The sequence below is a fragment of the Pseudoxanthomonas sp. JBR18 genome, assembly GCF_028198165.1.
Lineage (GTDB): Bacteria > Pseudomonadota > Gammaproteobacteria > Xanthomonadales > Xanthomonadaceae > Pseudoxanthomonas_A.
Map to the genome: position 1 here is coordinate 1201047 of NZ_CP116339.1, position 24149 is coordinate 1225195.

Annotated in this window: 21 protein-coding genes and 1 pseudogene; 8 read left to right on the plus strand and 14 right to left on the minus strand. The window is 69.5% G+C overall.

Features of this window, described 5'->3' with window-relative positions:
• Window positions 1–5: 5 nt before the first annotated feature.
• The 8 genes from PJ250_RS05525 to PJ250_RS05560 form a co-directional block, all read right to left on the minus strand.
• Window positions 6–440, minus strand: coding sequence for a hotdog family protein (locus PJ250_RS05525; RefSeq protein WP_271647557.1), 435 nt, complete (start codon window positions 438–440; stop codon window positions 6–8).
• Complete coding sequence (locus tag PJ250_RS05530; RefSeq protein ID WP_271647558.1) at window positions 427–2772, minus strand: MMPL family transporter; 2346 nt, start codon at window positions 2770–2772, stop codon at window positions 427–429. Before PJ250_RS05530 ends, PJ250_RS05525 begins: the two co-directional genes overlap by 14 nt.
• Window positions 2769–3428 carry a LolA-related protein gene (locus PJ250_RS05535; protein ID WP_333909504.1) on the minus strand — a complete coding sequence of 220 codons (660 nt, stop codon included), beginning with the start codon at window positions 3426–3428 and terminating at the stop codon, window positions 2769–2771. Before PJ250_RS05535 ends, PJ250_RS05530 begins: the two co-directional genes overlap by 4 nt.
• Window positions 3343–4326 carry a lysophospholipid acyltransferase family protein gene (locus PJ250_RS05540; protein ID WP_271647559.1) on the minus strand — a complete coding sequence of 328 codons (984 nt, stop codon included), beginning with the start codon at window positions 4324–4326 and terminating at the stop codon, window positions 3343–3345. The genes PJ250_RS05535 and PJ250_RS05540 overlap by 86 nt, the downstream gene beginning before the upstream one ends.
• On the minus strand, window positions 4323–4604 hold the full coding sequence (locus PJ250_RS05545) for an ApeI family dehydratase (protein WP_271647561.1): 282 nt from the start codon (window positions 4602–4604) through the stop codon (window positions 4323–4325). The genes PJ250_RS05540 and PJ250_RS05545 overlap by 4 nt, the downstream gene beginning before the upstream one ends.
• A 17-nt stretch (window positions 4605–4621) precedes the next feature.
• Window positions 4622–5401 (minus strand): lysophospholipid acyltransferase family protein, encoded by a 780-nt coding sequence (locus PJ250_RS05550; protein WP_271647562.1) that lies wholly within the window; start codon window positions 5399–5401, stop codon window positions 4622–4624.
• Window positions 5402–5522: 121 nt separating this feature from the next.
• Complete coding sequence (locus PJ250_RS05555; RefSeq protein ID WP_271647563.1) at window positions 5523–6272, minus strand: COG4648 family protein; 750 nt, start codon at window positions 6270–6272, stop codon at window positions 5523–5525.
• The gene (locus tag PJ250_RS05560) at window positions 6247–6516 is read right to left on the minus strand and encodes an ApeE family acyl carrier protein (RefSeq protein WP_271647564.1); all 270 of its coding nucleotides are present in this window, start codon (window positions 6514–6516) and stop codon (window positions 6247–6249) included. Before PJ250_RS05560 ends, PJ250_RS05555 begins: the two co-directional genes overlap by 26 nt.
• A 195-nt stretch (window positions 6517–6711) precedes the next feature.
• On the opposite strand from PJ250_RS05560, the gene PJ250_RS05565 reads away from it, so the two are divergent.
• The 3 genes from PJ250_RS05565 (at window position 6712) to PJ250_RS05575 (ending at window position 9653) form a co-directional block, all read left to right on the plus strand.
• Complete coding sequence (locus PJ250_RS05565) at window positions 6712–7188, plus strand: nuclear transport factor 2 family protein (RefSeq protein WP_271647565.1); 477 nt, start codon at window positions 6712–6714, stop codon at window positions 7186–7188.
• Window positions 7189–7257: 69 nt separating this feature from the next.
• Entirely contained in the window at window positions 7258–8658 is a 1401-nt protein-coding gene (locus PJ250_RS05570; protein ID WP_271647566.1) for an NAD(P)/FAD-dependent oxidoreductase, read from the plus strand.
• Window positions 8655–9653, plus strand: coding sequence for a chorismate transformation FkbO/Hyg5 family protein (locus PJ250_RS05575; RefSeq protein WP_271647568.1), 999 nt, complete (start codon window positions 8655–8657; stop codon window positions 9651–9653). Before PJ250_RS05570 ends, PJ250_RS05575 begins: the two co-directional genes overlap by 4 nt.
• Window positions 9654–9756: 103 nt before the next feature.
• Here the strand turns inward: PJ250_RS05575 and PJ250_RS05580 are convergent, their stop codons facing one another.
• The 4 genes from PJ250_RS05580 to PJ250_RS05595 all read right to left on the minus strand — a co-directional run bounded on the left by PJ250_RS05580 (window position 9757) and on the right by PJ250_RS05595 (window position 14546).
• Entirely contained in the window at window positions 9757–10677 is a 921-nt protein-coding gene (locus tag PJ250_RS05580) for a hypothetical protein (RefSeq protein ID WP_271647569.1), read from the minus strand.
• Window positions 10678–10834: 157 nt separating this feature from the next.
• Complete coding sequence (locus PJ250_RS05585; RefSeq protein WP_271647570.1) at window positions 10835–11650, minus strand: hypothetical protein; 816 nt, start codon at window positions 11648–11650, stop codon at window positions 10835–10837.
• A 174-nt stretch (window positions 11651–11824) separates the two neighbouring features.
• Window positions 11825–13168: an AMP-binding protein gene (locus tag PJ250_RS05590; protein WP_271647571.1), complete on the minus strand. Its 1344-nt coding sequence runs from the start codon at window positions 13166–13168 to the stop codon at window positions 11825–11827.
• Between the two features lie 79 nt (window positions 13169–13247).
• Window positions 13248–14546, minus strand: a complete 1299-nt coding sequence (locus PJ250_RS05595; RefSeq protein WP_271648547.1) for an AMP-binding protein — start codon at window positions 14544–14546, stop codon at window positions 13248–13250.
• Between the two features lie 246 nt (window positions 14547–14792).
• On the opposite strand from PJ250_RS05595, the gene PJ250_RS05600 reads away from it, so the two are divergent.
• The 3 genes from PJ250_RS05600 to hemF all read left to right on the plus strand — a co-directional run bounded on the left by PJ250_RS05600 (window position 14793) and on the right by hemF (window position 19037).
• Window positions 14793–17177, plus strand: coding sequence for a S9 family peptidase (locus tag PJ250_RS05600; RefSeq protein WP_271647572.1), 2385 nt, complete (start codon window positions 14793–14795; stop codon window positions 17175–17177).
• 57 nt (window positions 17178–17234) lie between these two features.
• Window positions 17235–17837 carry a hypothetical protein gene (locus PJ250_RS05605; protein ID WP_271647573.1) on the plus strand — a complete coding sequence of 201 codons (603 nt, stop codon included), beginning with the start codon at window positions 17235–17237 and terminating at the stop codon, window positions 17835–17837.
• A 189-nt stretch (window positions 17838–18026) separates the two neighbouring features.
• Window positions 18027–19037: an oxygen-dependent coproporphyrinogen oxidase gene (hemF, locus tag PJ250_RS05610; protein ID WP_271648548.1), complete on the plus strand. Its 1011-nt coding sequence runs from the start codon at window positions 18027–18029 to the stop codon at window positions 19035–19037.
• A 743-nt stretch (window positions 19038–19780) separates the two neighbouring features.
• Here the strand turns inward: hemF and polA are convergent.
• Window positions 19781–22546, minus strand: coding sequence for a DNA polymerase I (gene polA / locus PJ250_RS05615; protein WP_271647574.1), 2766 nt, complete (start codon window positions 22544–22546; stop codon window positions 19781–19783).
• Between the two features lie 111 nt (window positions 22547–22657).
• On the opposite strand from polA, the gene PJ250_RS05620 reads away from it, so the two are divergent.
• Together PJ250_RS05620 and PJ250_RS05625 are read left to right on the plus strand one after the other, a co-directional pair.
• Window positions 22658–22975: a DUF2782 domain-containing protein gene (locus tag PJ250_RS05620; RefSeq protein ID WP_271647575.1), complete on the plus strand. Its 318-nt coding sequence runs from the start codon at window positions 22658–22660 to the stop codon at window positions 22973–22975.
• Between the two features lie 70 nt (window positions 22976–23045).
• On the plus strand, window positions 23046–23291 hold the full coding sequence (locus PJ250_RS05625) for a hypothetical protein (protein WP_271647576.1): 246 nt from the start codon (window positions 23046–23048) through the stop codon (window positions 23289–23291).
• A gap of 35 nt (window positions 23292–23326) precedes the next feature.
• On the opposite strand, the pseudogene lepB reads toward PJ250_RS05625, so the two are convergent.
• Window positions 23327–23947, minus strand: a pseudogene (gene lepB / locus PJ250_RS05630) (signal peptidase I); the annotation flags it as partial.
• Window positions 23948–24149: the final 202 nt, after the last annotated feature.

Genomic DNA, 24149 nt, shown 5'->3' on the forward strand with positions numbered 1-24149 from the left:
CGACCTCAGGGCGCCGGACCCAGCATCACCGAGGCGCGGCCTTCTGCCAGCAGCGCGCCGGCGTGCAGGATGCGAAAGCCGTATTGCTGGCTGTCGGGGGTGTGCATCAACAGTTCTGCATGACCTTCCAGCGCGCCGCCGAGGTCGTCGAACCGGGCCACGTGCAACTGCACGCCACGCAGCGCCACCAGCATGCCCGGGCGCACCGGCGCGCCGCTGGCCTGGCCGAGCAGGCCGCCGTGCACGGCCATGGCCTGGGCCCCGTATTCGCACAGGTGCACCGCGCGCAGGCGTCCATGCGAACGTAGCGGATGGTCCGCATCGCGATGGCCCACGCTGCGCAAGGCAACCGAGGTCGCATCCCAGGCCACTACCTCGTCCCACAGGCACATCAGGCCCTGGTGCGGGACCAGCCTGGCGATCGCCTCACGCCCGCGCATCGATCACCTGTGCCACCGGCTCGCGCGAGACCAGCAGGGCCAGCGCGAAGTTGAACACCACGCCCATCGCCACCGTCGAGCCAATCGCGCGCAGCACCGGGATGCTGGACAGACCCAGCAGCACGAACACCAGCAACGTCATCAGGCTGCAGACAATCAATGCATGCAGGGTGCGGCGCTGGTCGGCGGCATCGTCGCCGGCGTGGTCGAAGAACAGCGCGTAGTCCAGGCCCAGGCCGGCCCCGAGAATCATCGAGATCAGATGGAACAGGTTGAGCTCCACGCCAAAGCCGCGCAGCACCGCCAGGATCAGCAACACGCTCAGACCCATCGGCAGCAGCACCCGCACGATGCGGCGGCGCTCACGCAGCGCCACGCTGACCGCGAGCGCCAGCAGCACCGCGGCCACGGCCATGGCCACCAGGACCCGGTGATAAGTCCCCACCAGCGTGCGCGAGGCCTCGCGCAGGTCCATCAGCTGCGCGCCGGTGCCTTGCACCGCCTTGGCCAGCGCCTGCGCATCACGCAGGCCACTGAGGGAGACCAGCGCGGTGACATGGTCGCCTCCCTCCATCAACAGGCCCTGCACCGGCGAAGCCAGCGGCGTGCCCGCCAGGTCGGCTACGTCCAGCGGCTTGGCCGTGCGCGCCTGCTGAAGATCGGCCAGGAACGGGGCGAACACATCGCTGCGGAACGGCAGGTCCGCGGCGGCCTGATCCAGCATCGCGCGCGCCGCTTCCGGCGTGGGCAGCCGGGCTTGGCGACGGCGCTGCACGGCCTCGCTGGGCAGGTAACGCGCCGCCATGTCATAGCCGCTGAGGTTGCCATCGGCGACCTGCGCGTCCAGGCGCGTGCGCAGACCTTCCGACGCGTCCAGGGCCGCCTGGCGGGTGGGGCCCTGCACGGTCAGCACGTACATCACGTCCGGCGCGCCGAGTTCGGCGCGCAGCTCCTGGTCCTGCATCAGCGAGGCCGTGGGGACCGGGGTCAGCTTGGACAGGTCGTGCTGCCAGAACGGCGTGGGCATGACCACGATCACCACGATGGCGACGACCGCCAGCCCCAGCAGCGCCTGCCAGCCTGGGCGCGGCAGGCGCTCGATCAATACGTACATCCGCGCCATCAGGCGCGAATCGGCATAGTCGCGTGGCGAAGGGTCGATCAGCGCCGGGAGCAGGAAGCGCGTCAGCAGCGCCGCGCCGCCCAGCCCGCAGATGGTGAATACCGCCAGCTGCCGCAGTCCTTCCACGCCGGAGAAGAAGAACGTCACATAGGCGATGCAGGTGGACACCACCCCGGTCGCCAGCGTCGGCCACAGGTGGCGTGCATTCGCGTAGGGCGCCAGGCCCGGGCGCTGGTGGCTGAACAGATGGATCGGATAGTCCTGGACCACGCCGATCAGGGTGAAGCCGAACGCCAGGGTGATGCCATGCACTTGGTCGAAGACCAGCATCACCGCGATCATGCCGACCAGGCCGGCGCTGGCCAGCGGCAGCACGCCGAGCAGCGGGATCTTCCAGCTGCGGTAGGCCACCAGCAGCAGCACGACCAGGCCGACGGTATCCAACATGCCGATCCACTGAGTCTCGTTCTGCGTGCGCGTGCTGATCTCCACCGAGAACGCACCCGGCCCGGTCAGCAACAGCTGACTGTCGCTGCCCTTGGCCACCTCGGCGAATGCGCTACGGATATCGGCCACGGCCTGCTGCTGGCCGCTGGGATCAAAGCCACCGGCTAGCGTCTGTACCACCAGCAACGCGCGTTTGCCGGCCTTGTCGAACCACACCCCGTCGATCAGCTGCGGCGCATCGGCCGGCTGCAGGGTCTCGGCCACGTGCAGCAGTTCCAGGGTCGGATCGCGCGGCAGCATCGGCTCGATCATGTCCGCCGCCGGCGAGCCCAGATCCTGGACGCGCTCGACCAGGGCGGCATGCAGGCTGGCGGCATCCAGCGGGTGCGCGTCGTAGCGGTCGGTCAACAGGAAGCGATAGGGCATCCAGCGCGGCGGGATGGCGTTGGACAAGGACTGGTCACCATTGCCGACCATCGAAAAGGTATCGCCCTGCGCTTGCAGCCGCGCGCGCAAGGCCTTGGACTGCGCGGCCAAGGTGGCCGGGTCGCTGCCGGAGACGGCCAGCAACAGCAGGCGTGACCCAGGCCCCTCGCCGAGTTCGTCCAGCAGCAGCTTTTGCGCCGGGGTGCGCGCCTCGGGCATGAACATCCGCAGGTCGCCGGAGAGCTTGAGCGTGTTGCCGATCCACGCGCCCAGCGCCAGCAGCCCGGCCAGCCACAGCAGAGCCAGGCCGGTGCGCGCGATCGGGGGCAGACTCACCCGTGGGCGCCGTGGCACAGCGCGGTCAGTGCCGCGCCGTCATCCACGCCTGCCGCCGCCTGCGCGGCGCCGGCCAGCAGCGTGCGCTGGGCCTGGCCCTTGGCATCGGTGGTTTCGATGCAGCGCAATTCGGCGCCCTTGCCGTACAGCTGGATCTCGCGCACCGGCGCCTTGGCCGCGGCGGCGTCCTTGGGATCCAGCTTGAGCTGCCAGGCCTGGCGGGTGCCGCTGGCGCTCAAGGCATAGTGCTGCTCGAGCTGGGTGGCATCGCCGGACAACAGCGCACCAAATCCGCGTTGCAGGTCGACCAGTTCCGGCGCGCGCGACAGCGAGAAGGTTCGGGTCTTCTTGCCCTCGCGCTCCAGGGTGGCGCTGTCGCCCTTGAGGGTGATCTTCTCGTGGTAGGGCGCGGTGACCTCGCGCACCAGGGTGTCGTCGGCATCGCGCGCGTAGCGGCCCTCGACCCGCAGCGGGGTCTTGAGCAGCGCCGAACCGCGCAATTCCACGAACTGGGTGGTGATCGCACCGGGGCGGGCGATCTTGGACAGGATCCAGGTCGGATCGACCGCGTCAGGCGACGCGGCGCACAGCGGTGCGGCGCTGCACAGCAGCGTCAGCATCAGCGCCCAGGGCCGCAGCGGCAGCGTCCTGCGCATGCTTGGTGTTCCAGAAATCATAGAAGTTGAACCAGTTGTAGGGCGCCAGGCCCACGTAATGCTCCAGCCGTCCGGCATAACCGCGGATGAGCGCTCCCAGGCTGGCCGCACGATTGCGACGCGGCACGTCCAGCCCCTCGCTGAAGGTCTCGAAGGTCAGCGAGTATCGCGCCTTGCCGTGGTACAGGCCGAAGGCCAGTACCACCGGCACCTTGAGCACCGCGCCGATCAACCAGGGCGAGGTCGGGAACTGCGCCTGGCTGCCAAGGAACTGCGCCGGCAGCGCCGGCTCCTCGGGGCGGGTGCGGTCGACCAGCAGCGCGACCAGATGGCCCTCGTCGGTGGCCTGCTTGATCGCCATGACGATCGAGGTGCTGTCCTGGCTGGCGTCGATGATGCTGTCGGCCAGGCGCGGGTTGAGCGCGGCCAGCACCTCGGTCATCGCCGGCGCCTGGGCCTTGTCCAGCACCACCCTGACCTGCACATCCGGTCGCTCCTGGGCCAGCACCCGCAGCGCGTCGAAACTGCCCAGGTGCGAGCCGAAGATCAGCACGCCCCGGCCCTTGTCCATCTGCGCGTGCAGCTGGTCCAGGCCGCTGACATCCACGTGGAAGGCGTCCATGCGTCCGCTCAGCAGGAACACCCGGTCCAGGATGACCGAGGCGAAGGTATGGATGTGGCGGGCGGTGTCGGTCCAACGCGCCGGGCGTCCCAGCACCCGTGCCAGATAGGCACGCGAGGCGCGGCGCTCGGGGCCGCGCACCAGCATGAAGTACACGGTGATCGGGTACAGCAGCAGTCGCGCCAGGCCGCGTCCGCCGTGGCAGGCGACGACCCGGAACAGGCACAGCGCCAGCCGCGTGCCGCCCTCGGGGCGCTGTTTCCAGGCCGCGTTCATGCCTGCACCACCTCGCCGCTGGCCAGCAGCGTGTCGGCGCGCAGCACGCGGAACTTCCAGCGCGGCGCGGTGCCGTCCAGTTCGATCCGCGCCGGCTGGCCGGGCAGCAGGGGCTGGACGAACTTCACCTGCGGCAGGCGCAGCGCCCCACGCAGGGGACCATGCGCGGCTTCCACCGCGTCCAGGACGTGGTCCAGCACCACCACGCCGGGCACGACGGGATGACCGGGAAAATGGCCAGGCAGCGCGGGATGGTCGTGCGGGACTGCGAATTCCATGATGCGTCGAACGGCCTCTAGATCCGCGGTTCCAGCATGTGGCGCACAGCCTCGTGGGCGCGCTGGGTCAGGGCCTGGCGATCCAGGGCCGCCTCGTCCTGCCCGACCTGGATCGGCGTGCCGATGCGCACGCGGATCGTGCCCGGACGCACCCGGAACAGACCCGTGGCCGGCAGCACCTTGCCGCAACCGTCCAGGGCTACCGGTACCACCGGGACGCCGGCATCGATGGCCGCCTGCAGCAGGCCGGCCTTGAACGGCGCCAACGCACCGGTGCGGCTGCGCGTGCCCTCAGGGAACAGGCACAGGCTCTGCCCGCGCCGCAGCAGTGCGGCGGCCTGGCGGCGCACGATGGCGCCGGCGCGGCGACTGTCGCGGTCCAGAAACAGCATCCCGGTGGCCTTGGCGTACCAGTTCACGAACGGCACCTTGAGCATCTCGTCCTTGAGCAGGAAGCGCAGCGGCGCCGGAATGGCCATGTACAGCACGCAGATATCGATCACCGACTGGTGATTGGACACCACCAGATGCGGGCGGGACCAGTCGATGTCCTGTCCCCCTTCGACCACCAGCCGCGCCCCAGCGCCGAAGGTCAGGCCTGGCGCCCAGCAGCGGGCGGCCATGCGCAGCACGCGCTCGGTGGGCACCCCGACCAGGCGCAGACCCAGCGCCACGGAGATCCACGCGGCCGTCCACGTCAGGGTGAAAAGAAGCTGCAAGGCGTTCCAGACACTCCAGGCCAGCGAGGCGGAGGCCTGCGACGACTGCACATCCATGTTGTCGGTCGAGGTGCTCATGCGGGACAGCATACCGGGCAAAGGCGCGATTGCGTCGCCGGAATTTGCGATTTTTTAACGGTGAACAGCGCTGGTGCGGTGAACGGCACTCGCCACGCGCCTGGGACAACGCCACCCTGGCTCAACGCAGCAGGTCGCGCCAGAAGCCCGGCCCCAGCCGGGCCAGCTGACGCACGAAATCCACGAAGTTGCGGTAGGGACGCACCGGGAACCAGCGTGAGCGCAGGGCGTACTCCCCCAGGAAGAACCCACCGATCACCCCATACCCCAGCAGGTTGGCGAACAGCGAGGCGCGCGCATCGGGGATGGTCAGCGGTGGTGTGCTGCCCAGCTGGGCCAGGACTCCCCCGGGCACCGCACACAAGGCGAACAGGAGGTTCAAGCCGGTCATGGCGGCCAGCAGCAAGGCCCAGGCGCCGGTCAGGCGCCGGGTGTAGCGCCGCTGCTCGGTGGTGAGCACGTGTCCGGCCTGGGCGTACAGGCCCTCGACGATCCGCCCGATCAGCGGCTGCCGCCCGGGCAGCAGGCTGCGGCCGAAGAACCACGCCACCCAGGCGGTGAACACCACCGGCGGTGCCGTCAGCAGGACCAGCGCATGGGGGGAATCCCATAGCGGGGCCAGGGCCAGCAACAACAGCACGGCCAGCCCCCAGGCCCAGGGGCGCAGGCGCGCCATCGGCTCGACCAGCAGCATCAGCACCAGCGCCGCGCCGGCCAGCACGGCCAGGTCGCTGCGGCCGGATGCGTTGGCCCAGTGGGCCAGCGGCGAGTAGGCGATCGCCAGCAGCAGCGCGACACCGACGGCCCACGGCGGGGCGGCGGCATCGGCCTGCGGCGCGACGGGTTCAGACGGTCTTGTTGGCCTGGACATGCGCCGACAACGCGCGCAGCGAGGCGAAAATACGCTGGTTGTCCTCGCTGTCCGAACGCAGCTGGAAGCCGTAGCGCTTGCCGATGGCCAGGGCCAGCTCCAGTGCATCGATCGAGTCCAGGCCCAGGCCGGTGTTGAACAGCGGGGCCTCCGGGTCGATCGCGCCAGCGTCCACGTCCTCCAGGTTCAGGCTCTCGACGAGCAGCTGGGCCAGTTCGTGTTCTTCGGGCGTTTGCGCGGACATGCGGCGAGGGATTCCAGTACGTTGAAGGAGCGACAAGATGGTGCATCGTCGGCACGCGCGCAACTGCCGCCCCGGGGATGGCAACTTTGGGGATGCGGGCCGTCGATCCTCCTGTCATCGTGTGTGAGGGGGTTTTTCTCCCGCGCCCCCCGTGACTGCCTGGCTTTTACAGGCCTAAATCTCTACGGAGCTTCCATGTCCCAGTCCTCGTCACGCCCTCCGTTGCCTCCGTTCAGCCGGGAATCGGCCATCGAGAAGGTCCGACTGGCCGAGGATGGCTGGAACAGCCGCGATCCGCACAAGGTCGCGCAGGCCTATACGCCGGACACCTCATGGCGCAATCGCGCCGAATTCATCGAGGGCCGCGCGCAGGTCGAGGCGTTTCTTTCCCGCAAGTGGGCCAAGGAGCTGGATTACCGCCTGATCAAGGAGCTGTGGGCGTTCGAAAGCCATCGCATTGCGGTGCGCTACGCCTACGAGTGGCATGACGACTCGGGCAACTGGTTCCGTTCCTACGGCAATGAGAACTGGGAGTTCGAGGACAGCGGATTGATGGCGCGTCGTTATTCATGCATCAACGACCTGCCCATCGCCGAAGCCGAGCGGAAATTCCACTGGCCGCTAGGGCGCCGACCGGACGATCATGCAGGCCTGAGCGCATTGGGGCTGTAGGGAGACGCCGGCGTCTTCTTATAAGATGGCTGTCTTGTCAGGACAGCCGCACGCGCAAGGTTCGCACGCATGACCCCCGCCGCCGCCGTGATTTCCCCGCCCGCCGATCCCGTGCGCGCGCGGACGGAAGACGCCCCGGCCGCTTCCGCGGCACTCGACGCCACGCCCGATGTGTTGATTGTCGGCGGCGGCCCCGCCGGCAGCACCGCGGCCATCCTGCTGGCCCGCCAGGGCTGGAAGGTCACCCTGTTGGAGAAGGACGCCCACCCGCGGTTCCATATCGGCGAATCGCTGCTGCCCATGACCATGCCCCTGCTCGAACGCCTTGGCGTGCTGGAGCAGGTGCGCGCCATCGGCACGCTCAAGCTGGGCGCGGATTTCCCCAAGGACGGCGGCGGCTACAACACCTTCCGTTTTTCGCGGGCGCTGGAGGCCAAGGCCGACTTCGCGCTGCAGGTGCCGCGCGCGGACTTCGACCGGATCCTGTTCGAGCAGGCCCGGGCCGAAGGCGTGGACGCGCATGAGCGCACTGCGGTCACCGGTGTGGCCTTCGAAGGCGAGCAGCCGGTGGTGAGCGTGCGCCAGGGAGAGCAGGTGCACACGCTGCGCCCGCAGTGGCTGCTGGACGCCAGCGGTCGCGACGCCTTGCTGGGCAGCAAGCTCAAGCTCAAACGCAAGAACCCCCACCACCAGTCCGCCGCCGTGTTCAGCCACTACACCGGCGTGGCGCGCCGGCCCGGCGAGGACGCCGGCAACATCAGCATCTACCGCCACCGGCATGGCTGGATGTGGCTGATCCCGCTGCCCAATGATGTGATGAGCGTCGGTGCGGTGTGCTTTCCCGATTACCTCAAGACCCGCCAGGGCGACCTGGGCCGGTTCCTCGATCAGACCCTGGCGCTCAACGAGGAAGTCGCCACGCGCATGGCAGGCGCGACCCGCTGCGCGCCGGTCCACGCCACCGGCAACTACGCCTACGAGTGCACGCAGATGAGCGGTGCGCGCTGGCTGCTGCTGGGCGATGCCTATGCCTTCGTGGACCCGATGTTCTCCTCGGGGGTGTTCCTGGCCATGCACAGCGCCGAACGTGGCGCGCAGATGGTCGATGCGGCGCTGCGCGCGCCGGCGCGGGCACCGCGCCTGCGCCGGCAGCTGCAGCGCCATCTGGACGCCGGGCTGGACGAGTTCAAGTGGTTCATCTACCGCTTCACCTCGCCGACGATGCGCCACCTGTTCGCCAATCCGCGCGACGTGCTGGACGTGGAGTCGGCAGTAGTGGCGATGCTGGCCGGCGACGTGTTCGAGGCGCCGCGCGTCACCCGGCGCCTGCGCGTGTTTCGCGCCATCTACGCCGCGCACGTGTTGATCATGGTGCCGCAGGCGCTGCGCGCCTGGCGCCGCCGCCGGCGCCAGCGCGTCGAGGGCTTCGACGGCGAAACCCTGCAACCAGGCGCGGAGGGCAGCGCGTGAGTCGTCCATTGCCAACGCTCGCGCCGACGCGCCTGACCGTGGACTACGTCGACGCCGCGCAGCTGTCGGCCCTGCTGGCCGATGCCCAGGTGCTGGCCGTGTTCGGCTTCGGCCCCGACGCGCCCGGCAGTGACGATCCGCGCTATCTGCGCGTCCCCCTGGCGCCGCACGGCACCGCCCCGCTGGAAGTCTGGCGTGGGTCGCGGCCGGTCACCTGTGGCCGCGAGGGCGCCGTGGCCTGGGCCAGCGATGGCCGGCTGCAGTTCGGCGCGATCGAACTGGACGAGGTCGAGGACGACATCGAGGCCGCAGGTGAACAGGCCTACGCGCTGCTTTCGCAATTCGTGCCGGCCAGCGATACCCCACACCTGCTGCGCGTGTGGAACTACCTGGATGCGATCACCGAGGGCGAGGGCGACACCGAGCGCTACCGGCGCTTTTGCGTGGGCCGCGCGCGCGGACTGGGACAGTTCGATACCGGCCAGCTGCCGGCGGCCACGGCCATCGGCCGGATCGACGGCGTGCGCCGCCTGCAGGTGTACTGGTTGGCCTGCGACACGCCCGGCACGCCGGTGGAGAACCCGCGCCAGGTCAGCGCCTACCGCTATCCGCGCCAGTACGGCCCGCAGCCGCCCAGCTTCGCCCGCGCGATGCTGCCGCCGCCGGGCGTGGAGACCCCGTTGCTGCTTTCGGGCACCGCCGCGGTGGTCGGCCACCAGACCTTGCACCCGGAGTCCACCGAGGCGCAGCTGACCGAAACCTTCGCCAATTTCGACAGCCTGATCGCCAGTGCCCGGCGCCATCGCCCCGCGCTGCCGGCGCAATTCGATGCCGGCAGCCGCCTGAAGGTCTACGTGCGCGATGCCGACGAGCTGTCGCAGGTCGCCGCGATGCTGGAGGCGCGCATGTCCGCCGATGTCCCGCGTCTGCTGCTGCACGCGGTGGTCTGCCGCCGCGATCTGCGCATCGAGATCGACGGCGTCCACGGCGCCTGACGCTCAGCGTTGAAACCCACCTGGTGGGACCCGCCATGGCGGCGATGAAGCTTTCCTGGTGAAGCCTTTCGCCGCCATGGCGGCTCCCACCAGGCAGATTCTCTCAGTCGCCGCAGCGGGCCGGGGCGATGTCCGATACCCCGCCGTCCATGGAGAACGTGCCGCGGGTCTCCTCCGGCGGCACGGGCGTCCACTGCTGCTGCCACTGGCGCGACAGGGCGTCGGCTTGAGCCATCTGGTCGGGCGACATGTTCGCGCGCAGCCAGTCGATGTTGCGCTCGAACATCGTGTCGCGGAAGCGCCGCCGCCGCGCCTGCGCCTGGTCCGTTGGCGTGTTGCCCAGCGCCTGCTGCGCGCGCAGGTACAGGGCCAGCGAGCGGGCCGGGTCCGGCGTCACGACCTGCGCCAGATAGGTGCGCCGTCCACTCTCGCGCTGGGGCGAGTACGCGCCCGCCAGCGCCAGCGTGGCCGGCAGGCTGCCGCGCTGGGCGGCCTGCAGCGCCAGCGACTCTGCTTCGTTGCGATAGACCTGCAGCTGCGGCAGCACCTGCAGGGTGTCGCGAAGACGGAACGCATTGCCCACCGCGTACTGGGTCAGTGCCGGCAGGCTGCCGCCGAGCGCGGCGGCGCGCCACAGGTCGGCGCGCTGGGCCGGCGAGATCACCGGGACACCGTCGCACTGTTCGGACGCTTCCAGCAGCCGCTGGCCGCGCTTGGCCAAGAGGCGCTCCATCATGTCCTTGCGCCGTGCCGTCTCTTCAGGATTGCCCGCCACAACTTCCTGGGTATGCCTGCGCGATCCCATCTGATCATCGAACTGCGCCAGCTGCATGCGCACGCGCTCGCACTGCTCCAGTTCTGCCGCCAGCCGGCACGCCGCGCGCGCATCGCCGGTGCCAGCGCGACGTTTAAGGTCGTCGAACACCAGCCGCAACGGGGTGCCCTGCGCCGGTAGCGGCGCGCTGGCGGCTGGGGCGTTGGCGATGTGAGGGGCCGCGGCGCCAGCAGACGCGTCTAGCGGCATGACGACCGCGGTCTTTTGAGGCTTTTGACCATGGTGAACCGACCACCAGCCCAGCGCGACGAGCCCCACAAGGCCGATCCCAGCCAACCATCTCAACCAGCGCGTTCTCATCGCCAACCACATCGCACGGACCCAGCGATCGATGCTGCCACAGCGCTCAATGGGCGCAATCCCGTTGCGCGAGCCGCTCGGCTTCGCTGGCAGGCCAATAGAGCGCCAGTCCTGCTGGCGTGAGGTCGATCGGGGCCCAGGTCTTGTCCCATTCTGCGACCAGACGCCCGGCCCTGTCCGTCTCTTCGGCGGACATGCCGACCCGGACGCGCTGCAGCTGGAAGTCCGCCTGGCGCGCCTTGAACCACCGGTTGCGCTCCTTGGGGAGCGTGCGCATCGCACCGGCCAGTCGTGTCAGCAAGGCCGCCGCCATCGCGCGATCGGGCTGCACGGCCTGAGCAAGCGGTGCCTGCGCCGACTGCGGATCGCCTGGCCAGTAGGCCGAGGCAAGCGTCTGATGAGCGATCGCATCGCCGCGACGGGCCGCCGAGCGCGCCAACGCCTCGGCTTGCGCCCGATACGTCGCGCGCTGGGGCTCCAGGCCTGCAGGATCCGTCGTGAGCCGCGCCGCGCCGACATAGACCATCAGTGCCGTGCGGTTGCCCGCCTGCGCAGCGTCGTGCCAGAGATCGATGCGCTCGGCGGGGCCAAGGGCGGGAGCGCCGGCGCACGCCGCCTGCCAGCCAAGCAGGGCCGGTTCCAGCCGCGCCCGCAGGGCCGCGGCGTCGCGCGCCATGGCCTTGGCCGCCTCCGCATCCTGGCCCGTGCTTGCCGCAGCCGCACGCCGCTGCAGGTCGTCCTGCAGCTCGACCAGACGCGTGGCGTAGGTCTCGCAGTCGTCCAGCGCCGACGCCAGGGCGCACATCGCGACCGGGTCGCCCTGCGCCACGCCAACCTGCAGGGCCGGCAGGCGGTCGCGCAAGGGGACCGTGGGCGGTGGCGGGGCCGGGCGCGGCGGCATGCGGGGAGTCACGGCATGTCCCGCTGCGACCAGGCAAAGCGAACCGATCGCCATCATCCACCCCCGCCATGCGAGGGTCCTGCATCTTTCCTGCGTTTTCACGAGGCCTCCTTGCGCCGTGGTGTGTCTCTCGGATTATTCGCCCAGCAACCGCAGCAGGTCCGCACGCGGGAGCTTGCCGGTCTCGTTGCGCGGCAGGGTGTCGACGAAGCGCACGCGGCGCGGCAGGAACACCGGGTCCATGGATTCGCGCAGGGATGAGAGCACATCGCCTTCGGACAGGCCCAGCGCGACCACCAGCGCGGCGATGCGACGCACCTTGCCAGGCGTGTCCAGCTGCACCACCACGCCATCGCGCACGCCGGGCACCGCAAGCAGGCGCCGGGTGAGGTCCCCCAGCGAAGCGCGCTTGCCGGCAATCTCCAGCAGGTCGGCCTGGCGCCCGTGCAGGACGAAGCGCCCGTCGGGCAACACTTCGGTCAGGTCGGCCAGGACCACCGGCTGGTGCAGGTGCGGCGCATCGACACAGGTCCCGTCCGGTTGCGGCTGCACGCTCACCCCGGGCAAGGGCATCCAGGCGCGCTCGTGCGCGGTGCGGCGCGTGGCGAAGATGCAGGTCTCGGTCGAACCGAAGACCTCCCGCACCTGCCCGCCGAAGCGCGCCTCGGCCGCCGCCGCCAGTGCCGGTTCCAACGGCGCGGTGGCCGACACGCAGCCGGCGATCGGCGGCAGCCTCACGCCTGACTCGACCAGCGCACGCAGGTGCACCGGGGTGGTGATCAGCAGCCGCGGCGCGGGCATCTGCTCCAGCGCGCGGGCCACGTCCTGGGGGAAGAACGGGCGCCCGCCATGCGCGGTCGCCTCGGTCAGCAGCGGCACCAGCACCGACTGCTCCAGGCCGAACATGTGCTGCGGCGGCACCGTGGCCACCAGGCTCGGCGCCGCACCTGCGCACAGGTCGGCCAGGGACGCGACCAACTGATCGGTGCTGGCGCGGAACTGGGCCAGGGTCTTGGGGAACGCCTTGGGGGTGCCGGTGCTGCCGGAGGTGAAGGCGACGGCGAACACCGCGTCCTGGTCGACCTGCGGCGGCGGGCCGTCGGCCTGCTCCAGGACGTCGGGCAGGCGCCAGTAGTGCGGCGGTTCGACCTCCAGCGCCTGGTCGCCCAACGCATAAGTGGCCGGCTGCCGGGCCATCAGGTCACGGACCACTGCCGGCGCGCGCGAAGGCGGCAGCAGGGTGACCTGACCACGCAGCGCCACCGCGCACAGGGCAACCATGAACCGGTAGCGGTCCTCGCACAGATTGACCGCATGACGACCGGCCGGCAGCCGCAGGGCCAAGCCACGGACGTGCGCGTGGAAGGTCGCCAGGGAGAGGTCGCGGCCGGCGCAGCGGGCGATGACCCGGTCCGGGGCGCCGCTGCCCAGCGCGCAGCGTCCTGCCGGGCGGGGCGATGATTCGATGACGGCTGACATGGCGTGCGGCTCTACATCCCTGTGTGTCCATGCCGGGCGAGGACCGACGTCAGCGCCCGGCGCGATCAATCCTCTGGATTCAAGCTTGCAGCAGGCGCAGCGCGGCATCGCGCGGCAGCTTGCCGGTCTCCCCGCGCGGCAGCGCGGCGACGAAGCGGATACGCCGGGGCAGGAACACCGGATCCATCGCCGTGCGCAGCTGGGCCAACAGCGCGGCCTCGGTCAGGTCCGGCGCCACCACCAGCGCGGCGATGCGGCGCACGCCCATCTCGTCGGCGTCCAGCTGCAGCACCGCGCCATCACGCACGCCATCCACCGCCAGCAGGCGCCGGGTCAGGTCGCCCAGCGAGGCGCGCTTGCCGGCGATCTCCAGCAGGTCGGCCTGGCGCCCACGCAGGTGGAAGCGGCCGTCGGGCTCGACCTCCATCAGGTCGGCCAGCGCCACCGGCTGCGGCAGGTGGCGAGCGTGCACCAAGGTGCCGTCCGGCTGCGGCTGCACCCACACACCGGGCAGCGGCGTCCAGGCCGTGTCCAGCGCGGTGCGGCGCTTGGCGAAGATGCAGGTCTCGGTCGAACCAAAGGTCTCGCGCAGCTCGCCGCCGAAGCGCGCCTCGGCCGCCTGCGCCAGCGCCGGCTCCAGCGGCGCGGTGGCCGAGACATAACCGGCGATGGGCGGCAGCGACACGCCCGATTCGACCAGTGCGCGCAGATGCACCGGCGTGGTCACCAGCACGCGCGGGGCGGGCATGTCGGCCAGTGCGCTGGCCACGTCCTGCGGGAAGAAGGGCTTGCCGCCGTGCACGCAGGCATCGCTCATCAGCGGCATGACCACCGACATCTCCATGCCGTACATGTGCTGCGGCGGTACGGTGGCCACCAGGCTGGGCGTGGCATCGCCCCACAGGTCGGCCACGGCGCTGAGGTTCTGCGCGTTGCTGGTGCGGAAGGCCGCCAGCGTCTTGGGAAAGGGCTTGGGCGCGCCGGTGCTGCCGGAGGTGAAGCCGATGCACACCACCGCGTCCTCGGGCACTTCCGGCACCGGGCCGTCGGCCTGGGCGAAGGTCTCCGGCAAGCGCCAGTAGCCCGGCGGCGCCGATGCGATGTCGGTATCGCCCAGCGCATAGCAATCCGCGTGACGGCCCATCACGTCGGCCACCACGGCCGGCGCGCGCGAGGACGGCAGCAGGGTCACCTGCCCGCGCAGGGCCACCGCGCAGAAGGCCACCAGGAATCGGTAGCGGTCCTCGCACAGGTTGACCGCGTGGCGCCCGGCCGGCAGCTGCGCGGCCAGCGCCCGGACGTGGGCGTGGAAGGTGGCCAGGTCGATGGCCTGCCCGCCGCTGCGGGCGATGATGCGGTCCAGTGGGCCTGCGCCCAGGGGACACAGACCGGCGTCGGGCGACGCCGGATGGATGACAGCTGACATAGAGGGTCCTGCTTCCCCGGTGGGTTGGCCCGGTTCTGGTGCCGGGCGTCCTGCCCGTACTTTGGCCGCTGCACCGCGCCCATGGCAAGCCGCGCCGGCACAAACCGGCCGAAAACCCGGCGTGACCTTGGGCCGGTGCGGGTGCCGCCGGGCGGCTGCTACCCTTCCGCGCTTGCCTTTCACGGATCGACCTTGCCGATGCGCCTGACCGCCACCGTCCTGTCCTGCCTGCTGTTCGCGCCCGCCGCCCTGGCCCAGACCACGCCCGCCACCCCGCTCACCATCGAGCAGGTGATGGCCGACCTGGACTGGGTCGGTCCGCCGGTCGAGGACGCACGCTGGACCTGGGACAGCCGCGCGGTGGAGTACGACCTCAAGCGCAACGGCACCCCGATCCGCGACACCTTCCGCCAGGAAATCGCCGGCGGCGCGGCGGCGCGGGTGGCCGACGACGCCCGCGACACCCTGGGCGCGCCCGGCGCGGTCTACGACGCCAAGCGCCAGCACCAGGCCTTCGTGCGCAATGGCGACATCTTCGTGCGCAACCTGCGCAGCGGCGCGCTGGTTCAGGTCACCCGCACCCTGGAACCCGAGCGCGCCCCGCAGTTCGCCAGCGACGGCGGCCTGGTCTGGCGCGTGGACAACCAGTGGTACCGCTGGAACGGCACCAGCGTGGCCCAGGCCGCCCAGGTCAAGGCCGTGGACGACCCAGACAAGGACCCGGCCGAGGACCTGCTGCGCGAACACCAGCTGTCGACCCTGACCACCCTGGCCCACGACCGCGACATGCGCGAGCTGGCCCGCAAGCAGGACGAGCGCCTGCGCAAGGCCGACCCGACCCGGGCCCCGGCGCCGATCTACCTGGGCAAGGACGTGGAGATCGAGCAGACCGCGCTCTCCCCCGACGGCCGCTGGCTGCTGGTGGTCACCCAGAAGAAGGGGGCCGAGGCCGGCGAAGCCGGCAAGGTGCCCCACTACGTCACCGAGTCCGGCTACGCCGAGGAACAGGAGGCCCGCACCCTGGTCGGCCGCAACTCGCCGATCCCGCAGGCGCTGTGGCTGGCCGACATGACCACCGGGACGGTCAAGCCGCTGTCCTTCGACACCCTGCCCGGCATCGGCACCGATCCGCTGGCCGACCTGCGCAAGGCGGCCGGCAAGGAGGCGCTGAAGGGCAACCGCGCCGTGCGCGTGGAAAGCGACGGTGATGGCGACGGCGCGGCGATCCACTGGAGCGAGGATTCGCGCAACGTCGCGGTGCTGCTGCGCGCCACCGACAACAAGGACCGCTGGATCGCTGGGGTCGACCTGGCCGCCGCGCGCCTGCAGGTGCGCGACCGGCTGACCGATCCGGGCTGGATCAACTGGAGCTTCAACGACTTCGGCTGGATGCCCGACAACCAGACCCTGTGGCTGCTGTCCGAGGCCAGCGGCTATTCGCAGCTCTACACCCAGCGAGGGGGCGACCGGCCCAAGGCGCTGACCTCCGGCGAGTGGGAGGTCTCCGCACCGGCGCTGTCGGCCGATGGCAGCGCGTTCTATTTCCTGTGCAACCGCGCCGCGCCCGGACGCTACGAGGTGTGCCGGGTCGGCACCGACGGCGGCAAGATCAGCGAGGTCACCGCGCTGGGCGGCGGGGTGGAAGGCTTCACCCAATCACCCGACGGGCGCAGCCTGCTGGTCGACTATTCGGCCAGCTACCTGCCCACCCAGCTGGCGGTCGTCCCGGCCAATGGCGGCGCCGCCAAGGTCCTCACCGACACCCGCAGCGCGGCGTTCAAGGCGGTGGACTGGATCAAGCCCGAGTTGGTGCAGGTGCCATCCGAACATGGCGCGGGCACGATCTGGGGCAAGTACTACGCGCCCGCGCACCTGGTGCCCGGCAAGCACTACCCGATCGTGATGTTCGTCCACGGCGCCGGCTACCTGCAGAACGCCATCGCCGGCTATCCGCCCTATCCGCGCGAGCAGATGTTCCACAACCTGCTGGTGCAGAAGGGTTACATCGTGCTGGACCTGGATTACCGCGGCAGCGCCGGCTACGGTCGCGACTGGCGCACGGCGATCTACCGCAACATGGGCCACCCGGAGCTGGAGGACTATCTGGACGGCCTGGACTGGCTGGTCGCCAACCATCAGGGCGACCGCGACCGCGCCGGCATCTACGGCGGCAGCTACGGCGGCTTCATGACCTACATGGCGCTATTCCGCGCACCGGGCGTGTTCAAGGCCGGCGCCGCGCTGCGCCCGGTGGCCGACTGGACCCAGTACAACCACGAGTACACGTCCAACATCCTCAACACGCCGGACATCGATCCGCAGGCCTACAAGACCTCCTCGCCGATCGAGTACGCCGCCGGCCTGCAGGACCGCCTGCTGATCGCCCACGGCATGATCGACGACAACGTGTTCTTCAAGGACTCGGTGGACATGACCCAGAAGCTGATCGAGCTGCACAAGGATCACTGGTCGATCGCACCCTACCCGATGGAGCGCCACGGCTTCACCCGCGCCGACTCCTGGCTGGACGAGTACAAGCGCGTCATGCGCCTGTTCGACGACACCCTCAAGCCGGTCCCCTGATGCCCGTGCAGGCGTGCCGCGCCCAGCGGCCGCCTGCCCTTTCGCCGAGCAGACGCCATGAACGCTCCGCTGCCTCCAGAAGCGCCACCCTCGCCATTGCGCGGCACACGCAGCGGGCCGCAGGATTTCGTCACCGTCCTGGCCTGGATCACCATCGTGCTCGGCATCCTGGGCGTGGCCTACGGCCTGCTGCAACTGCTTGTGGCCGCGCTCGTGCCCGCCGATGCGTACCTGCAGATGCTCGACCCACTGGGCACCGGCCAGGTCGCCGTGCCCCCGCTGCTGCGCTGGGTGCTGACCCACAACGGCCTGATCGGCACGATCGAGGCGATCGCCTCGCTGCTGCTGACCGGACTGGGCTTTGGCCTGCTGCGCCGCCGGGAATGGGCGCGACTGGGCTTCATCTGGTACCTGGTGCTGGCCACGGTGATGACCTTCGGCGGCATCTGGCTGGTCCCGGCCACGTTGGACGCCAGCCTGGCCTCGCAGGCCGCCCTGCTCTCGCCCGATGGCAGCGTCCCGCCCGAACTGGCGCCAATCCGCACGCTGGCCCTGGTGTTCTCGGTGATCGTCGCGGTCGTGTTCAGCGTCCTGCACGGCGCCATCATCTGGAAGCTGTGCACCGGCCAGGTGCGCGCGCAGTTCCAGCGAAACGCCTGAAAGGCTGGGCGTCCGCCCGCTCTCCTGCGCGGCTCGGCGGCTTGGGCGCACTCGGTGCCCACCATGCACACGGACCGAACGCCAAGCTGCCTGTGCCCGGTCCCTCCACCGGACGCGCCGTTCCCCGCGCTCGCGGTGGGCGAGCGGGTTCCGACGACACGCGCCGCTTAAACTGGCGCGATGAACACCATCCCCGACATCGACACAGTTCGCGATTACCTGACCGGGCTGCAAGACCGCATCTGCGCGGCCATTGAGGCCACCGACGGCCAGGCGTGCTTCCAGGAGGACGCCTGGACACGCGGCGAAGGCGGCGGCACCCCCGGCGCCTCCGACACTGGCCCGTCCCTGGGCGGCGATCGCGCCCGGCCTCCTGCCTCCCGCGACACTGGCCCGTCCCTGGGCGGCGGTGGGCGCACCCGCATCCTGCGCGATGGCGCAGTGTTCGAGCAGGCCGGCATCGGCTTTTCCGATGTCTCCGGCAACCGCCTGCCGCCCTCGGCCACCGCCACCCGGCCCGAACTGGCCGGCGCGTCCTGGCGCGCGGTCGGCGTGTCGCTGGTGTTCCACCCTCGCAATCCGCACATCCCGACCACGCACGCCAACGTCCGCCACTTTCGCGCCGAGCGCGACGGCCAGACCGTGGCCTGGTGGTTCGGCGGGGGCTTCGACCTGACCCCCTTCTATCCGGTCGATGAGGACGTCCTGCACTGGCACCGCACCGCGCGCGCGCTGTGCGAGCCGTTCGGCGGCCAGTCGCGCTACGAGGCGCACAAGCGCTGGTGCGACGAGTATTTCTTCATCAAGCACCGCAACGAGACCCGCGGCGTAGGCGGGCTGTTCTTCGACGACCTGCATGGCGACTTCGAGAACGAGTTCGGCTACCTGCGCGCGGTCGGCGACGGGTTCCTCGACGCGTATCTGCCCATCGTCCAGGCGCGCAAGGACACGCCGTACACGGACGAGCAGCGCGCGTTCCAGCTGTACCGGCGCGGGCGCTACGTGGAGTTCAATCTGGTCTACGACCGCGGCACGCTGTTCGGTCTGCAGAGCGGCGGGCGCGCCGAATCCATCCTGATGAGCCTGCCTCCCCTGGTGCGCTGGGAATACGGCTACACGCCCGAGACGCAGAGCGCCGAGGCGCGGCTGGCCGACTATCTGGTGCCGCGCGACTGGCTGGCGGACAGCACGGCCGACTGAAACACCGGGACCTGCCAGCGACGCGAACCATAAGGGCTTGCCGGCATGCAGGCATGCAGGTCGCGAGGCCTGCCGCGACTTCTCTCAGCACGTGCGAAACGCGGGATCAAACGCTTCCCGGATCGCAGGCATAAAAAAGCCCCGCGGAGCAGGGGGAGCTCGGCGGGGCCAGGGTACGGGAGCCTGGGGAGGGGCCCTTCGTACCAGAGATCTATCCCCAGGGGATGGGGGGACGATCCGCGACAGACCTTGCATCTGTCGAGGGCTATGAGAGCACTTCCAACATGGATGGATCGTGAAGATTTCAGTTAAAAACCTGTTGGATTTAGGGATTATTCAGATAATAAACTCATCAGTATTGAAATTATTTTTCCGTTACTTCCAAGCATCGATCCGGCAACCCTTCATCTCAAGACGCTGCGTCCCACGCGTCACCTTCGATGTGTCACCGCGTTGCGGAATGCGAAGCACATCCGCAGCGTTAACGGCGCCGCGTTTGTGACTTCAAAAACATGCCCGGTGTCGCGGCACTGCACCACTTACGGAGTGAGCCCATGCCACCGCGGCCCTGCCCACCGTGGCGGGTCGATCCGTCGACATGAAACAGTGTGTCGACGCCGCGCGTGCTGCCTTTTCCAACCGGGCCTACCCGACGCTGCAAGCGGTCCAGGCGCGACAACGAGCCCAGATTCGTGAACTGAAGCGCTGGTGGGCCGAGGCCCGCCTGTCAGCGGGCGCACTGGCTAATGCGCCTGGTCCCAGTTGTCACCGACGCCACAATCGACTTCCAGCGGCACCGCCAGGGTGGCCGCACCGGACATCAGCGCGCGCGCCTGCGCGGTCAGCGTCTCGACAAAGTCCACGTCGGCCTCGAACACCAGTTCGTCGTGCACCTGCAGGATCATCAGCGCCCGATCGGCGTGGCCGGCCAGCCAAGCATCCACACCGACCATCGCGCGCTTGATGATGTCCGCCGCCGTGCCCTGCATGGGCGCATTGATCGCCGCGCGTTCGGCGCCGGCGCGCTGGGCCTGGTTGCCGGCGTTGATGTAGTCCAGGTACAGGCGACGGCCGAAGACGGTCTCCACGTAGCCTTTCTCGCGCGCCTGCTGGCGCGTGGCCTCCATGTAGTCGCGCACGCCGGGATACCGGTTGAAGTACTGGGCGATATAGTCCTGCGCCTCGCCGCGACCAATGCCCAGTTGGCGCGCCAGGCCAAAGGCACTCATGCCGTACATCAGGCCAAAGTTGATCGCTTTGGCCGCGCGACGCTCGTTGCTGGTGACGTCCTCCAGCTTGCGCCCGAACACCTCCGCCGCGGTGGCGCGGTGCACGTCCAACCCATTGGCAAAGGCGCCGACCAGGCCGGGATCACCGGACAGATGGGCCATGATCCGCAGCTCGATCTGCGAGTAGTCGCAGGCCACCAGCTTGCGGCCCGCCGGGGCGACGAAGGCGCGGCGGATCCGGCGCCCATCCTCGGTGCGGATCGGAATGTTCTGCAGGTTGGGATCGGACGAGGACAGCCGCCCGGTCGCCGCACCGGCCTGGTGGTAGCTGGTATGCACCCGGCCGGTGTCGGGGTGGATCATCTCCGGCAGCTTATCGGTGTAGGTGCTGCGCAGCTTGGCCAGGCCGCGGTACTCCAGGATCACGCGCGGCAGTTCGTGCTGGTCGGCAATGGCTTCCAGCGCCTCCTCGTTGGTCGAGGGCTGGCCCTTGGGCGTCTTGACCACCGCCGGCAGCTTGAGCTCGTCGAACAGCAGCGCCTGCAGCTGCTTGGGCGAATCCAGATTGAAACTGCGCCCGGCCAGCTCGGTGGCCTGCTGCTGGGCGGCGAGCATGCGCTTGGACAGGTCGGCGCTCTGCCGGCGCAGTTCCTCGGCATCCACGCGCACGCCGTTGGCCTCGATCCGCGCCAGCACCGGCACCAGCGGCATCTCGATGTCGCGGTAGACGGTTTCCAGACCCGGCTCGGCCGCCAGCTTCGGTGCCAGCACCTGGTGCAGGCGCAGGGTGATGTCGGCATCCTCGGCGGCGTAACGGGTGGCGTCCTCGAGCGAGACCTGCGAGAACGGGATCTGCTTGGCGCCCTTGCCGCACACGTCCTCGTACTTGACCGTGTCGTAGCCCAGATAGCGCTTGGCCAGGCTGTCCATGTCATGGCGCGCGCTGCCGGAATTGAGCACGAAGCTCTCCAGCAGCGTGTCCTGGGCGTAGCCGGCCACGTCCACGCCATGGCGGCGCATCACGTGCAGGTCGTACTTGCCGTGCTGGCCGATCTTCTCGATGGCCGGGTCGGACAGCAGCGGGCGCAGCGCGTCCAGCACCGTCTCGCGAGGCAGCTGTGCCGGCACGCCGGGCGCGTCGTGGCCGAGCGGCACATAGGCGGCCTTGCCGGCTTCGGCCGCCAGGCTCAGCCCGACCAGGTTGGCCCGCATCGGGTCCAGGCTGTCGGTCTCGGTATCAAAGGCGAAACGGGCGGCCGCGGTGAGCGTGGCGATCCAGGCATTCAACCGCTCGGCGTCCAGGATGGTTTCGTATTCGCCTGCGGCGGCCAGCGCCGGGTCGAGATCGCTGACTGCTGCCGACACAGGCGCCGCACTGAACCCTGTCCCGCGCGCCTTGCCCGGCTCCTTCTCGGCCACCGATGCGGTCACGCTGCCGCCGTCCAGGTCCTTGAGCGCCTGGTTGAAGCCATAGCGCGCGTAGAGCTCGCGCAGCTCATCCACATGCTGGTCGCGCAGCGCCAGGTCCTGCGCGGCCACCTCCAAAGGAACGTCGGTCTTGATGGTGACCAGCGTGCGGTTGAGCGGCAGGCGCTCCAGCGCGGCGCGCAGGTTGTCGCCGATCTTGCCCTTGATCTCGCCGGCGTGTTCGATCACCCCGTCCAGGCTCTCGTACAGGCCCAGCCACTTGGCCGCGGTCTTGGGGCCGCACTTCTCCACCCCGGGCACGTTGTCCACCGTGTCGCCCATCAGCGAGAGCAGGTCGATGATCTGATCGGCACGCACGCCGAACTTGTCCATCACCGCCGCATCGGAATCCATGCGGCTGCCACTCATGGTGTTGACCAGCTCAACGCCCGGGCGCACCAGCTGGGCGAAGTCCTTGTCGCCAGTGGAAATGGTGACCTGCAGGCCATCGGCGCACGCCTGCAGGGCCAGCGTACCGATCACGTCGTCGGCCTCCACACCTTCGATGCGCAGGATGTCGATGCCCAGCGCATGCACGATCCGGCACATCGGCTCGATCTGCGCGCGCAGGTCGTCGGGCATGGCCGCGCGGTTGGCCTTGTAGGCGGGATAGAGGTCGTCGCGAAAGGTCTTGCCCGGCGCATCGACCACGAAGGCGATGTACTCGGGCCTTTCCTTCAGCGTGGCGCGCAGCATGTTGACCACGCCGAACAGCGCACCGGTCGGCTCACCGTCCGCATTGGTCAGCGGTGGCAGCGCATGGAAGGCGCGATACAGGTAGGAGGAACCATCAATCAGGACGAGTCTGCTCATCGCGCAATTCTACGCGGTGCCCGTCATGACTCGGCCGTCACCCCCAGCCGCGCGCACAGGCGGATAATCAGATCCTGTTCTTCCCGACAAGGTCCCGCCATGAAGCGCCTGATGCCCGCCCTGACCTGCCTGCTGCTGAGTGCCGGCCCATTGCTTGGGGGATGCGCCACCACCCCGGCCGCCGGCCCCGAGCAGGCCGTGAGCGAAATGGATCTGGACAACGCCGACGTGGCGGTGCGGACCGAGGACAATGGCGATGTCATCCAGGAGTACCGTGTGGCCGGCGCACTGCGCATGGTCAAGATCACGCCGGTGCGTGGCCCGGCCTACTACCTGTACGACGACAACGGCGACGGCAAGCTGGACCGCAGCAGCGACCCCAATCGCGGGGATATCGCCCCGGTCTACTGGAAGCTCTACGGCTGGTGAAGCGCCGGCCTCGTTCAGCTTGGATGTAAGCTGCCCCGTCAACCCTGTTGCGGGGACACGAGGGGAGCCAATGCCAGATCAAGAACGCCGCGGCGAACACACGCCCACGGAGGCCGCCCTGCGTGCCGGCCTGTCCGAGGCCCAGCTGAAGACGCTCAAGACCATGGAGCAGTTCGGCTGGACGCTGCGCTTCGTGCGCAAGCCCTTGTTCCGCGACCCGGTGCCGGTGCTGTTCGACCGCGCGGGCGCACGCTACGTGGTGCTGGAGCGCGACGGCACCATCGACGAGCAGCCCAACATCAAGGTTCGCGATTGATCCTGGCGACACATTGGCGACCCATCGTCTAGATGGCGGCGCCAGCCCAGTCCTTCCCTGCGCCGCCAGTCAACCGCGACCGCGCGACCATACAGCGCGTTGGCCTTAACCAGCCCGAAGGAGCACCCGTCCTCACTGTTGCCCCGGTGGTCGCCCAGCATCAGCACTTGGCCAGGCGGGACGATCAGCCCGTCGATATCCGGCCTGCCGCCATGATCCAGATCCAGTGGCGCGGCGTGCACGCCGAAATGTTCGACCTGCCCATCGGCGGCGGCCAGCGCCTATCCGTTGATCCACAGATGGCCATCGAGCAGGCGAACCTGATCACCTGCGACCGCGGCGACCCGCTTGATCAGGCGCGTGCCCTCCACCGGTGAGTCGAAGACGGCCACATCACCATGCTGCAGCGTCCCGGTGGGCCACACGACCCGATTGCCGAGCGGCAGGCGCAGGCCATAGGCGCGCATGTCCACCGCGACTCGGTCGCCGACCTCCAAGGTGTGCTGCATCGAGCCGGATGGCACTACGTAATGATTGGCGAACGATGCGCGCGCCGCGCCCAGCAGCGCAATCAGCGCCAGCAGGCGCATGGCGTCCCGCCACCACGCATACGGACCGTCGCCGCGGACTTGTCGTGAAGAAGTCTGCGCCTGCATGAGCGGATTCCGAGAAGTGGAGGCAATGATCCTGCCCTGTGGGAAGCGCCTGTCACAGGTGCCAAGGGTCGTGTCCGCCCCACGCCATTTGCCCGACGCGCCGCGGATCGCGCGCGCCCAGCCTGACCTGCAGATGACTGTCCTGTCACTTTGGAGAAGCGCGTTCTCCCTCGCAGGAGCCCCACTTTCATCCAATACCCAC